At 69.4% G+C, this 12,696-nt stretch carries 13 protein-coding genes; 9 read left to right on the top strand and 4 right to left on the bottom strand.

What is annotated here, in order from left to right:
- Positions 1-5 precede the first annotated feature (5 nt).
- The 3 genes from CDA09_RS19305 to CDA09_RS19295 all read left to right on the top strand — a co-directional run bounded on the left by CDA09_RS19305 (position 6) and on the right by CDA09_RS19295 (position 3,886).
- A complete protein-coding gene (locus CDA09_RS19305) occupies positions 6-3,254 on the top strand; it encodes an efflux RND transporter permease subunit (RefSeq protein ID WP_121430129.1) in 3,249 nt (1,082 codons plus the stop codon).
- A complete protein-coding gene (locus CDA09_RS19300; RefSeq protein ID WP_121430128.1) occupies positions 3,251-3,475 on the top strand; it encodes a YgaP family membrane protein in 225 nt (74 codons plus the stop codon). Before CDA09_RS19305 ends, CDA09_RS19300 begins: the two co-directional genes overlap by 4 nt.
- A gap of 99 nt (positions 3,476-3,574) precedes the next feature.
- Positions 3,575-3,886: a PilZ domain-containing protein gene (locus tag CDA09_RS19295; RefSeq protein ID WP_121430127.1), complete on the top strand. Its 312-nt coding sequence runs from the start codon at positions 3,575-3,577 to the stop codon at positions 3,884-3,886.
- 20 nt (positions 3,887-3,906) lie between these two features.
- Here CDA09_RS19295 and CDA09_RS19290 read toward each other — a convergent pair whose 3' ends face one another.
- Positions 3,907-4,410 (bottom strand): disulfide bond formation protein B, encoded by a 504-nt coding sequence (locus CDA09_RS19290; protein WP_502697096.1) that lies wholly within the window; start codon positions 4,408-4,410, stop codon positions 3,907-3,909.
- A 248-nt stretch (positions 4,411-4,658) separates the two neighbouring features.
- On the opposite strand from CDA09_RS19290, the gene CDA09_RS19285 reads away from it, so the two are divergent.
- Both CDA09_RS19285 and CDA09_RS19280 read left to right on the top strand, forming a co-directional pair.
- Positions 4,659-5,258 (top strand): FMN-dependent NADH-azoreductase, encoded by a 600-nt coding sequence (locus CDA09_RS19285; protein WP_121430126.1) that lies wholly within the window; start codon positions 4,659-4,661, stop codon positions 5,256-5,258.
- Positions 5,259-5,359: 101 nt separating this feature from the next.
- Positions 5,360-6,253: a pirin family protein gene (locus CDA09_RS19280; RefSeq protein ID WP_121430125.1), complete on the top strand. Its 894-nt coding sequence runs from the start codon at positions 5,360-5,362 to the stop codon at positions 6,251-6,253.
- A gap of 127 nt (positions 6,254-6,380) precedes the next feature.
- Here CDA09_RS19280 and ybiB read toward each other — a convergent pair whose 3' ends face one another.
- Positions 6,381-7,301 (bottom strand): DNA-binding protein YbiB, encoded by a 921-nt coding sequence (ybiB, locus tag CDA09_RS19275; protein ID WP_121430124.1) that lies wholly within the window; start codon positions 7,299-7,301, stop codon positions 6,381-6,383.
- 49 nt (positions 7,302-7,350) lie between these two features.
- On the opposite strand from ybiB, the gene CDA09_RS19270 reads away from it, so the two are divergent.
- Both CDA09_RS19270 and CDA09_RS19265 read left to right on the top strand, forming a co-directional pair.
- Complete coding sequence (locus CDA09_RS19270; RefSeq protein ID WP_121430123.1) at positions 7,351-8,235, top strand: 2-hydroxy-3-oxopropionate reductase; 885 nt, start codon at positions 7,351-7,353, stop codon at positions 8,233-8,235.
- Positions 8,235-9,113 carry an NAD(P)-dependent oxidoreductase gene (locus CDA09_RS19265; RefSeq protein WP_121430122.1) on the top strand — a complete coding sequence of 293 codons (879 nt, stop codon included), beginning with the start codon at positions 8,235-8,237 and terminating at the stop codon, positions 9,111-9,113. Before CDA09_RS19270 ends, CDA09_RS19265 begins: the two co-directional genes overlap by 1 nt.
- A gap of 145 nt (positions 9,114-9,258) precedes the next feature.
- Here CDA09_RS19265 and CDA09_RS19260 read toward each other — a convergent pair whose 3' ends face one another.
- Together CDA09_RS19260 and mtnA are read right to left on the bottom strand one after the other, a co-directional pair.
- Entirely contained in the window at positions 9,259-9,912 is a 654-nt protein-coding gene (locus CDA09_RS19260; RefSeq protein WP_121430121.1) for a class II aldolase/adducin family protein, read from the bottom strand.
- A complete protein-coding gene (gene mtnA, locus CDA09_RS19255; protein ID WP_121430120.1) occupies positions 9,909-10,976 on the bottom strand; it encodes an S-methyl-5-thioribose-1-phosphate isomerase in 1,068 nt (355 codons plus the stop codon). The genes CDA09_RS19260 and mtnA overlap by 4 nt, the downstream gene beginning before the upstream one ends.
- Positions 10,977-11,229: 253 nt before the next feature.
- Here mtnA and CDA09_RS19250 point away from each other — a divergent pair, with 253 nt between their 5' ends.
- Together CDA09_RS19250 and CDA09_RS19245 are read left to right on the top strand one after the other, a co-directional pair.
- Positions 11,230-12,387, top strand: coding sequence for a pyridoxal phosphate-dependent aminotransferase (locus CDA09_RS19250; protein WP_121430119.1), 1,158 nt, complete (start codon positions 11,230-11,232; stop codon positions 12,385-12,387).
- 52 nt (positions 12,388-12,439) lie between these two features.
- On the top strand, positions 12,440-12,694 hold the full coding sequence (locus CDA09_RS19245; RefSeq protein ID WP_121430118.1) for a PP0621 family protein: 255 nt from the start codon (positions 12,440-12,442) through the stop codon (positions 12,692-12,694).
- Positions 12,695-12,696: the final 2 nt, after the last annotated feature.

Here is a 12,696-nt window from a genome sequence, read left to right as displayed (position 1 = left end):
CATCGATGAGCCTCGGCATCTCCGGCCGCATTGCCGGCACCTTCCAGCGCAACGCGCTGACGCCGCTCCTCGCGCTGATCCTGCTGCTGATGGGCGTGTTCGCGACGCTCGTGACGCCCAAGGAGGAAGAGCCGCAGATCGACGTGACGATGGCGAACGTGCTGGTGCCCTTCCCGGGCGCCTCGGCGCGCGACGTCGAGGCGCTGGTGGCGCGCCCCGGCGAGCAGGTGCTGTCGCGCATCGCGGGTGTCGAGCATGTCTATTCGGTGTCGCGGCCGGGCATGGCGGTGATCACGGTGCAGTTCGAGGTCGGCGTGCCGAACCAGACAGCGCTGGTGCGCCTCTACGACACGGTGCATTCGAACAAGGACTGGCTGAGCCCGCAGCTGGGCGTCGGCGAGCCCATCGTCAAGCCCAAGGGCATCGACGACGTGCCCATCGTCAGCCTGACCTTCTGGACCGCGGACACCGAGCGCAGCGGCTTCGCGATGCAGCAGGTGTCGCGCGCGGTGGAGCTCGAGATCAAGCGCATCGCGGGCACGCGCGACGTCACGACCATCGGCGGGCCGGGGCACGTCGTGCGCGTGCTGATGGATACGCAGCGCATGAACGCGCACAGCGTGACTGCGCAGGACGTGCGCGCCGCGCTGCAGCTCGCGAACGCGTCGCAGCCCGCCGGCAGCCTCGTCGCCGGCAACCGCGAGGTGCTGGTGCAGACCGGCACCTATCTCGAATCGGCCGACGACGTGCGCAGCCTCGTCGTCGGGGCGACCGGCGGCAAGCCGGTGTACATGCGCGACGTCGCGCGCATCGAGGACGGCCCCGATCAGGCGTCGCAGTACGTGTGGTTCGGCACCGGCGCGGCGGCCGCGCAGGCCGGCATCGCGGAGAACGGCGTGTTCCCCGCGGTGACGCTGTCCGTGTCGAAGAAGCCCGGCGCCAACGCCGCCGACGTCGCCGATGCGGTGCTCGCGCGCGCCGAGGCGCTGCGCGGCGAACTGATCCCCGAGGGCGTGAATTTCACTGTCACGCGCAACTACGGCAAGACCGCCAACGACAAGGCCAACACGCTGATCGGCAAGCTCGTGTTCGCGACCTCGGCGGTCGTGCTGCTGGTGTTCTTCGCGCTCGGCCGGCGCGAGGCGCTGATCGTCGGCGTCGCGGTGGGCCTCACGCTCGCGGCGACGCTGTTCGCGTCGTGGGCGTGGGGCTTCACCTTGAACCGCGTGAGCCTCTTCGCGCTGATCTTCTCGATCGGCATCCTCGTCGACGACGCCATCGTGGTGGTCGAGAACATCCACCGCTGGCACACGCTGGAGCCCGACACGCCGCTGTGGCAGCTGATCCCGCGTGCCGTCGACGAGGTCGGCGGGCCGACGATCCTCGCGACTTTCACGGTGATCGCGGCGCTGCTGCCGATGGCTTTCGTGACCGGCCTGATGGGCCCGTACATGAGCCCGATCCCGATCAACGCGTCGATGGGCATGTTCATCTCGCTCGCGGTCGCTTTCGTCGTCACGCCGTGGTTCGCGCAGCGCTTGCTGAAGTCCGTCGACGCGCATCACCACGAGGGCGAGGACAAGCTCACGGCGCGCCTCGACCGTGTCTTCCGCCGCACGATGACGCCGATGCTCGACCCGGTGCGCGGCGCTCGCGCGCGCCTGAAGTTGTGGCTCGTGGTGTTCGCGCTGATCGGCGCGTCGGTCGCGCTGCCGGTGTTCCAGCTGGTCGTGCTGAAGATGCTGCCCTTCGACAACAAGAGCGAGTTCCAGGTCGTGCTCGACATGCCGGTCGGCACGCCGGTCGAGGAGACTGCGCGCGTGCTGCGCGAGGTCGGCACCTACCTCGGCACGGTCGAGGAGGTCAGCGACTGGCAGGCCTATGCCGGCACCGCGAGCCCGATCAACTTCAACGGCCTGGTGCGCCAGTACTACTTGCGCAGTGCCCCGGAGGTCGGCGACATCCAGGTGAACCTCGTCGACAAGAAGCATCGCCACCGCAAGAGCCACGAGATCGCCACCGCCGTGCGGGCCGAAGTCGCGCGCATCGCGCGCGCCGCGGGCGGCAACGCGAAGACCGTCGAAGTGCCGCCGGGGCCGCCGGTGCTGTCGCCGATCGTCGCCGAAGTGTATGGGCCGGACTACGCCGGGCAGACGGCCGTCGCGGGCAAGGTGCGCGCGGCGTTCGAGGGGGCCGCGGACATCGTCGACGTCGACGACACCGTCGATGAGGCGGCACCGAAGCAGGTGCTGCGCGTCGATCAGGCGAAGGCCGCGCGCATGGGCGTCGCGCAGGCGGACATCGTCGAGGTGGTGCGCCTGGGGCTCGCGGGGGAGAACGTCACGCCGATCCACGGCGGCGACAACAAGTACGAGATCCCGGTGCGCATCCAGCTGCCGTCGGAGCGCCAGTCGAGCGTCGATGCGCTGCTCGCGCTGAAGGTGCGCGCGCGCGACGGCACGCTGGTGTCGGTGTCCGAGCTCGTCACGGTGCAGGACATCACGCGCGAGCAGGTGATCTACCGCAAGGACCTGCTGCCCGTCGTGTACGTCACCGGCGACATGGGCGGGCGGCTCGATTCGCCGCTCTACGGCATGTTCGACATCCGTTCGCAGATCAACGGCATGCCGCTCGCCGGTGCCGCGGGGCTCGCCGGGACGTTGGGCGAATGGTTCATCCGCGCGCCGAAGGACGCCTACGCCGGCTACAGCGTGAAGTGGGACGGCGAGTGGCAGGTCACCTACGAGACTTTCCGCGACATGGGCGCGGCCTACGCGGTCGGTTTGATCCTGATCTACCTGCTGGTCGTGGGCCAGTTCAGGAGCTACCGCGTGCCGCTCATCATCATGGCGCCGATCCCGCTCACGATCATCGGCGTGATGCCCGGCCACGCCCTGCTGGGCGCGCATTTCACCGCGACCTCGATGATCGGCATGATCGCGCTCGCCGGCATCATCGTGAGGAACTCGATCCTGCTCGTCGATTTCGTCAATCACCAGGTGCGCGCGGGTGTCGAGCTGGGCGAGGCGGTGATCCGCGCCGCTGCCGTGCGCGCCAAGCCGATCGGCCTCACCGCGCTCGCGGCGATGATCGGCGCGCTCTTCATCCTCGGCGACCCCATTTTCAACGGGCTGGCGATCAGCCTGATCTTCGGCATTTTCGTGTCCACCGTGCTGACGTTGGTGGTCATCCCGGTGCTGTATTTCGCCGCGATGCGGGGCCGTATCGCGCAACTGCAAGGAGAAACACCATGACGCTGACCGTCAACCAGTTCGTCCGCATCTTCGCCGGCGCCTTCGTGCTGATCTCGCTCGCGCTCGGCGTGGAGGGCTCGCCGCTGTTCGTGAGCAAGAACTTCCTGTGGTTCACCGCCTTCGTCGGCGCCAACCTGTTCCAGAGCGGTTTCACGCGCTTCTGCCCGCTGGAGATCTTCCTGCGCAAGGCCGGCGTGCAGGACAGCGCGGGCTGTCGCTGAGCCGCTTCGGCGCCGCAGTCGGTGCGGCAAAAGGCCCGGCGCCGATGACGGCGGAGGGCTACAATCGGCCTGTCATCGACCTCGCCGCCCGTCCGGCCCATGAACGATCGCGCATCCCATATCGACCGCCGGCTCGACCGCCGCATTCCGCTCGGCTGTCCGGCGGTGATCCGCCTGAAGACGGGCGAGACGATTCGCGGGGAATGCGTGGAGATCGGCGTCGGCGGGATGACGCTGCGCGCGCCCTACGTGCCGGGCGAGGCCGAGGTGCTCGAAGTGATGGTCGCCGTGCCCGGCAGCGGATCGGTCGCGCGCCCGCCGCTCGTCGCCAGGCTGGCAGTCAAGCGCTGCCACGCGCTGGGGCAGGGCCTGTACGAGATCGGCGGCACGACGGTGCGCGTCGTCGGCTGACGCGCGAGCCGCCGGGCATTTCAGCCGCGGAGCTTTCCGCGCACGATCAGCACGATCGCGCCGATCGCGATCAGCGTCAGCGTCAGCAGCGACCAGTTCGCGATCGACAGTCCCAGGAGGCTCCAGTCGACCTTCGAGCAGTCGCCCGCTCCCTGGAAGATCATCGGCAGCGCGTCGGCCAGCGGGAAGCTGTCGAGCATGAACTCGAGGTCGGGGCCGCATTCGGCCACTTCCGGCGGATAGATCTGGATCCACGTCTGGCGCGCAGCCACGCCCGCGCCCACCAGCGCGGCAATGAGGATCAGCGCGGAATACGCGCGCGTGCCGGTGCGCCCCGGGTTGTGCAGGCCGCCGACGAGGGCGATGAGCGCGACCGCGACGAAGGCATAGCGCTGCATGATGCACATCGGGCAGGGCTCCAGGCCGACCACATGCTGCAGGTACAGGCCGAATCCGAGCAGGCCGACGCAGGCGGCGAACAGGCCGAGGAAGAGTGTGCGGGAGGATGGTGCAAATGAATTCATCATGGGCATGGCAGGGTGAACTTGGCGCGATTGTAGGTCAGTCCGGCGCATTCGTCCGCTGCGGCGCGGAAAAGTTCAGTGGCGCGTGCCGGTCGGCCCGGATGAAATGCCGGCGAAATGCATAGGAAAAAGGGAAAAAGTCATTTGATGCGGATCGAGCAATAGTGTTGTGCAGCTTTCCGGATTTTTCCGCAACAATGCTTCCCCTAAAGTCACCCCATCGACAAACCACATCGATGGAGAGCCAGATGAAAATCCTGCAAGTCAATTCCAGCGCCCGTGCCGCCGCTTCCGCTTCCTCCCGCGTCGCCAACAGCATCGTCGAGCGCCTGCGCGCCCAGAACCCCGGTGCCACCCTGGCCGTCCGCGACCTCTCGAGCACCCCGCATCCCGTCCTCGACGAAGCCGCGCTGGGCGCACTCTTCACCCCCGCCGAGCAGCGCACGCCGGCGCAGGCTGCCCGTGTCGCGCTCGACGACGCACTGATCGCCGAAATCCAGGCCGCCGACGCCGTCGTGCTGGGTGTGCCGATGTACAACTTTGGCGTGCCGGCACAGCTCAAGAATTGGATCGACGCGATCGCCCGCGCCAATGTGACCTTCCGGTACACCGCGAACGGTCCCGAAGGCCTGCTGAAGGGCAAGAAAGTGTATGTCGCGTTTGCACGTGGCGGCCGCTATCGTGGCACGGAAGGCGACTCGCAGGTGCCGTACCTGAAGACCGTGCTCGGCTTCCTCGGCATGACCGACATCAGCTTCGTCTTCGCCGAAGGCTTGGCGATGGGCCCGGAAGCGGAACAACAGGGCTTCGCCGAAGCCCAACGCGACATCGAGGCGGCGTTCGCGTAAGCGTCCCGCGACCTCGCACACCCGGACGGCCGGACGATGGATCCGGCCGCCGGGCAAGAACATACAGAGAGCCCCCCGACCCCAACACGGAGGACAGGACCATGTCCGACAAGCATCAACAACGCCGCAGTGAAGCCGTCGCCCGCTCGCGCAGCGTCGAGCGGCTCGTGGCCGGGCAGGCCACGTCCGACGGGGCGGGGGTGAAGCTCACCCGCGTGCTGACCCAGCCGCTGCAGCGCCGGCTCGATCCCTTCCTGATGCTCGACGCCTTCGGCAGCAACGACCCTGACGACTACCTCGCCGGCTTCCCGGATCACCCGCACCGCGGCTTCGAAACCATCACCTACATGATTGCCGGGCGCATGCGCCACCGCGACAGCGCCGGCCACGAAGGCCTGCTCGAGAATGGCGGCGTGCAGTGGATGACGGCCGGCCGCGGCGTGATCCATTCGGAGCTGCCCGAGCAGGAAGAGGGCGTGATGGAAGGCTTCCAGCTGTGGCTCAACCTGCCGGGACGCGACAAGATGTGCGCGCCGTGGTACCGGGACTTCGGCGCAGGCGATCTGCCGTCCTTCACGACCGAGGCGGGCGCCGAGGTGACCGTGATCGCCGGCGGGAGCCACGGCGTTGCCGGCGCGGTGACGCGCGACGCGACGGCGCCGCTGTACCTCGACATCCATCTGCCAGCGGGGGCCCGCTTCGCGCAGACCCTGGCGGCGGGGCACAACGCCTTCCTCTACGTGTATCGCGGCGCCGTCACGGTCGCCGGTACGCCGGTGGCGGTGCAGCGCATGGCGATTCTTGCGAACGAGGCGGCCGCGGATGGCGTCGTGATCGAAGCGGGCGAGGCCCCGGCGCGCGTGCTGCTGGTCGCAGGCCGGCCGCTCGGCGAGCCGATCGCGCAATACGGCCCCTTCGTGATGAACACTCAGGCCGAGATCCACGAGGCCCTGGCCGATTATCGCGACGGGCGGTTCGCCCCGATCGCCAGCTGATTTCGCTTCGCAAACCGATCCTGCGCCCGACAGGAGAGGCTTTAGCCACGGCGGGAGTTTCCCCTCCCTGAGCTCTCGCCGTGGTTGAGGTCTCTCCTGTCGGGCGCAGGATTTTGTCGATGCGGGTTCAGGCTTCGGTCGCCAGCCGCACCAGCAGCGCGGCCTGATCGAGCACCGGCTGCGGCAACGCGACCTTGCCGGCGAGCATCGCGCGGATCAGCGCCGCGTTCTCCTCCACGCCCGGTGTGTCGGGCAGCCCTTCGACCGGCGGGGCACCCCCTTCCGCCGCGGGCCAGCCGAGTTCCGCGACGCCATCGCGGAACACCTGCATCGCCGGCCGCCGCCGCGGGTTCGCGTAGGCTTCGCCTTCGGTGCCACGCATCAGCATTGCCCGTCCGCCGTCCGCGACGAGAAATTCGTTCATGCGCTCGAGGTACTCCGGGTGCGTGACCGCGACGACGCGCACGCTGCGCCCGAGGCACGGGTCGACCAGTTTCGCCATCGTGTGGCCGCTGCCGCGCACGCCCAGGCGCAGGCGCAGGCTCAGCAGGCGATCGAGCCCCGGCAGCAGCTCGTCGAGGCGCAGGCAGGCGATGCGCTTTTCGGCGAGCTCGCGGTGTGCATCGCCGATGCCAAGCGCCGGATGGATGTCGAGTGCCGCAAGCAGTTCGAACGGGCTCACGCGCGACTCGAAGTCGTGCCGCCCCTGGATCAGCACCGGCACGCCTGCGCGCGCGAGCAGCAGCGCGACCAGCGGCATCAGGTTGGCCTGGCGGCGCGCGCCGTTGTAGGTCGGCAGGATCACGCAGCGCGGGCCCGGCGGCACCGCGAGCTGCGGGCAGCGCGCGTCGATCGCGCGCTTGAAGCCGAGGAGTTCGTCGCGTGACTCGCCCTTGAGGCGCAGCGACACGACGATCGCGCCGAGCTCCAGGTCCGGCACCTTGCCGTCCAGCATGTCGCCGAAGAGCTGCTCCGCCTGCGCGGCGTCGAGGTCGCGCGCGCCCTTGGCGCCACGGCCGATTTCCTTGATGATGGGGGCGTAGGTCATGGTGACGATTATGCGTCGCCATGTGCGTTCCAGCCACAGGAGAATCGAAATGGAAGTCGGATTCGTCGGCCTCGGCCTGATGGGGCGCCCGATGGCGCTGAACCTGATGAAGGCCGGGCACAAGGTGCAGGTGTGGAGCCGCCGGCGCGAGTCGATGCAGCCGCTGCTCGACGCGGGCGCGGGCGCTTGCGCGAGCGCGGCAGAGGTCGCCTCGCGTGCCGAGGTCGTCATCAGCATGGTCGCGGACGCGCCCGACGTCGAGCACGTCGCGCTGGGGCCGCAGGGCGTCGCGGACGGCGCGCGTCCCGGCCTGATCTTCGTCGACATGAGCACCATCGCCCCGGCGGCGGCGCAGGCCATCGCCGCGAAGCTCAAGGCGCGCGGCATCGAGATGCTGGACGCGCCGGTGTCGGGCGGCGAGATCGGCGCGATCAACGCGACGCTGACGATCATGGTCGGCGGCGATGCGGCCGCCTTCGCGCGCGTGAAGCCGCTTTTCGAGGCGATGGGCAAGACCGTGTCGCTGATCGGCGCGAGCGGCGCGGGCCAGGTCGCCAAGGCGTGCAACCAGATCCTCACCGGCGTCGGCGTCGCGGCGGTGGCCGAGGCGATGAACTTCGCGCAGAAGAGTGGTGTCGATGCCGCGAAGGTGCGCGAGGCGCTGCTCGGCGGCTTCGCCTATTCGCGCGTGCTGGAAAACCACGGCCAGCGCATGCTCGACCGCAACTTCAAGCCCGGCTTCAAGGCGTGGATGCACCAGAAGGACCTGCGCATCGTCATGGAAGAGGCGCACCGCCTCGGCCTCGCGCTGCCCACCTCGGCCGCGACCGCGCAGATGCTCAACGCGATGGTCGGCAGCGGGCTGGGCGAGAACGACTCGATCGCGATGCTGAAGCTCCTCGAACGCATGAGCGGCGGCGAGGGGCAGGACTGATGGAGGTTGGATTCGTCGGCCTGGGCGCGATGGGGCGCCCGATGGCGCAGCACCTGCAGCGCGCCGGCCATCGCCTGCACCTGTGGGCGCGGCGTCCGGAGAGCGTCGCGCCCTTCGCAGGCACGGATGCGGTCGTGCATGCGACGCCGGGCGAGCTTGCCGCCGCAACGGACGCCGCCTTCACGATCATCACGACCAGCGCGGACGTCGAGCGCGTCGCGCTGGGCGAAGGTGGCTTCGTCGAAGGCGCGCGGCCGGGTTGGGTGCATATCGACATGAGCACGATCGCGCCGGGCACGACGCGCCGGATCGCCGCCGCGCTGGCCGGACGTGGCGCGGCGATGCTTGATGCGCCGGTGTCGGGCGGCTCGGTCGCGGCGGAAGCCGGGACGGTCGCGATGATGGTCGGCGGCGACGCGGCGGTGCTCGAGCGCGTGCGCCCGCTGCTCGCGTGCTTCACCAAGGCGATCGTGCATGTCGGCGACAACGGCGCAGGCGAGGTCGCGAAGGCGTGCAACCAGATGATCATGGTCGCGGCGATCCAGGCCTGCGCCGAGGCGATGCTGCTCGCGCAGGCGCATGGCGTCGATGCGTCGCGCGTACGCGAGGCCCTGATGGGCGGCTCGGCGTCGTCGCGCATGCTCGACATGATGGGGGATCGCATGATCCGGCGCGACTTCGCCGCCGGCATCGAGGCGCGTCTGCATCACAAGGATTTCGGCATCCTGATGGACGAGGCGGCGCGTCTGGGCACGCCGCTGCCGGTCGCGGCACAGGTGTGGCAGCAGCTCAACGCGCTGATGTCGCAAGGCGGGGCGCACGACGACACGTCGAGCCTGTTGCGCGTGTTGGAGGTGAGCGCGGGCAGACGATCATAAGGCGCACACGAAGCGAGGGGAGTGGGGCGAAGCGCAGGCTCCCGGTTGGGGTAGGGATGGGGGGACTCCACTGCGCCTGTAAGAAACCCATGCGCGAAACCCCGCCCTCGCCCCCTTGAAGGGGAAGGAACCTGCTAATCGCGTATTAGCTCGCCCTCGGCTTGCCGTACCAGCGGAAGCGCTCGACCACCTCGGCCATCTCCGCCTCCGACAGCAGCACCGGCTCGCCCATCTGGCAGCTGCGCCAGTACTGTTCGCACAGCGTCTCGAATTCGATCGCGAGATCGAGCGCGTTGTCGAGATCGCGCCCGAACACGAGCATGCCGTGGTTCGCCATCAGGCAGGCGGAGCGGCCCTCCATCGCGGCGACGATGTGGTCCGAGAGCGCCTGCGTGCCGAAGGTCGCGTAGCGCGCGCAGCGCACGGTGTTGCCGCCGAAGCGCGCGATCATGTAGTGGAAGGGCGGGATCTCGATGCGCTGGCACGCGAGCGAGGTCGCGAACGGCGCGTGCGCGTGCAGGATCGCGCCGGCTTCCGGACGTTGCGCGTAGAGGTCGTGGTGGAAGCGCCATTCGCTCGACGGCGCGAGGCGTCCCGTGGCCGTGCCGTCCTCCGCGACGATCACCATGTTGTCGGGCGTGCAGGCGGCGGGCGGCATGCCGCTGGGGGTGATCAGCATGCCGCCGGCTATGCGCACGCTGACATTGCCCGCGGTGCCGGTGTTGAGCCCGGCGGCGCTCATCGCGTGCGCGGTCGCGAGGAGTCTTTCGCGCAGCCCCGAATCGACCGTGAGGCTCATCGCGCCGCTTCCGGGTACAGGTCGTGCAGCCGGTCCGGCGCACACACGCCGCGTTCGGTGATGAGGCCGGTGATGCAGCCGGCGGGCGTCACGTCGAAGGCGGGGTTGGCCGCGGCGGTGGCTTCGGGCGCGAGGCGCAGCGTCTTCACGGCGCCGTCGCCGTCTTGCCCGATCACTGTACAGACCTCGGCCGGGCCGCGGTCCTCGATCGGGATCGCGCTGCCGTCGGCGCAACCGAAATCGACGGTCGAGAACGGCGCCGCGATGTAGAAGGGCACGCCATGCTCGCGCGCGGCGAGCGCCTTCAGGTAGGTGCCGACCTTGTTCGCCGCGTCACCGTTGGCCGCGACACGGTCGGCACCGGTGATCACGACGTCGACTTCGCCGCGTGCGAGCAGGATGCCCGCCGCGTTGTCGGCGATGAGGCGCAGCGGCACGCCGGCTTCGCGCAGTTCCCACGCAGTGAGGAGGCCCTGATTGCGCGGCCGCGTCTCGCTGACCCACACCTCGACCGCGAGGCCGCGCGCCTGCGCCGCATACACGGGCGCGAGCGCCGTGCCGGCGCCGCAGGTGGCGAGCCAGCCGGCGTTGCAGTGGGTCATCACGCGCAGCGGGCGGTCGAGTCCGGCGGCGAGGCGTTCGAGGATCGCGAAGCCGTGCGCTCCGATCGCCGCGCACATTTCGGCGTCGTCGCGGTGGATCGCCTCGGCTTCGCGCCATGCCGCCGCGGGACGTTCGCTGGCGGGCAGCGGGCGCAGGCGGTCGCGCATCCGGCCGAGGGCCCAGTGCAGGTTCACGGCAGTCGGGCGGGTCGCGGCGAGGGTCGTCAGCGCCTGATCGAGGCGGGCGTCACTGGCATCGGTGGCGAGCGCGATCGCGACGCCGTACGCGGCGGTCGCCCCGATGAGCGGGGCGCCGCGCACCTGCATCGAATGGATCGCCGTCGCGACTTCGTCGAGCGTGCCCAGGCGGCGTAGCTCGCACGCGTGCGGCAGCAGGGTCTGGTCGAGGATCACGACGGCGTCGCCGTCGCGGCGGATCGTGGCAATGGGCTGGGTAAACATCGGGGTATTTTAGCCGGGCGGGCGGTGCGACTGTTGAGTCCGGGATCTCCCGCACGCCGGAAGGTGTCCGCGTTCGCGGAACCGTTCCCGACGCGGGGGCGCGTTTGTCCGCCGGGCAGGCGCTCGCGGACAGCCCCGCGGACAAACGCGCCCCCACGGGTAAGCCGCGTGCCAAGCTGCATGTGTGGCTTGATTGGTGAATGTGACGGGCTCTGCCAGAATGCCCCGATTCGCCGAACCAGAGCCTGAAGCCATGCCGCATTTCCCCGCCCCGTTCGAATCCCGCCTGCCGCATGTCGGCACGACGATCTTCACCGTGATGTCGCGCCTCGCGCAGGAGTGCGGGGCGATCAACCTGTCGCAGGGTTTCCCGGACTTCAACGCCGAGGACGTGCTGTTCGAACGCGTCGCGCACTGGATGCGCGCGGGCCACAACCAGTACGCGCCGATGGGGGGTGTGGCGCCGCTGCGCGAGGCGATCGCGCGCAAGGTCTCCGGCCTGTACGGCGCGGACTACGATGCCGAAACCGAGATCACGGTGACGGCCGGCGCGACGCAGGCGCTGTTCACGGCGATCGCCGCCCTGGTGCATCCCGGCGACGAGGTCATCGTGTTCGAGCCGGTATACGACTCGTATGCGCCCGCGATCGAGCTGCAGGGCGGGCGCGTCGTGCGCATGCAGCTGACGGCGCCGGACTACCGGCCGGACTGGGGCGCGGTGGCCGAGGCGATCACGCCGCGCACGCGCATGATCATGATCAACAGTCCGCACAATCCCACCGCGACGGTGTGGACGGCCGGCGACATGGCGCGACTGGCGGCGCTGACGCACGGCACCGGCATCGTGATCGTGTCGGACGAAGTCTATGAGCACATCGTCTTCGACGGTCTGCGCCACGAAAGCTGCGCCCGCCACCCCGAACTCGCCGCGCGCAGCCTGATCGTGTCGAGCTTCGGCAAGACCTATCACATCACCGGCTGGAAAGTCGGCTACGTCGTCGGGCCGCGCGAGCTGATGGCGGAGTTCCGCAAGGTGCACCAGTTCAACGTGTTCACGGTGAATACGCCGGTGCAGCTCGCGCTGGCGGACTACATGGCGGATGCGTCCCGCCACGAGGGGCTCGCGACCTTCTATCAGGCGAAGCGCGACTTCTTCCGCAGTGCGCTCGCCGGCTCGCGCTTCGAGCTGCTGCCGTCGTCGGGTACCTATTTCCAGCTCGCGCGCTACGGCGCGATCTCCGACGAGGCCGATACCGCCTTCGTGCAGCGGCTCACGCGCGAGACGGGCGTCGCGGCGATTCCCGTGTCGGCCTTCTTCGCCGACGGCCGCGACGAGCGGGTGATCCGCTTCTGCTTCGCCAAGAACGAAGCGACGCTCGCGGCCGCGTGCGAGCGTCTGCGGCAGGTGTGACACCGGCACGTGCTAAACTCCTGCGGCTGATATACCGCCTACATCGTCCATCGTGCGCAACCTGCTCTTATTCGTCCTCGTCCTGATCGGCATCTGGTGGGTGCGACGCGCCCTGAACCGCCCAAGCGACGGGGGCGACACCGCGGGCGGGGGGCGCGGTGCGGGTCGCGGCAATTCGCCTGAACGCATGGTCGGCTGCGACCACTGCGGCATCCACGTGCCCGAGAGCGAGGGCGTGCGCGACGGCGACCGGTTCTTCTGCTGCGAGGAGCACCGCCGTCTGGGCGTACAGCGCCGGGAATCCTGAGG

Origin of the sequence: Azoarcus sp. DN11, assembly GCF_003628555.1 — a bacterium.
Lineage (GTDB): Bacteria > Pseudomonadota > Gammaproteobacteria > Burkholderiales > Rhodocyclaceae > Aromatoleum.
This window is presented reverse-complemented; position numbering and strand designations above follow the sequence as displayed.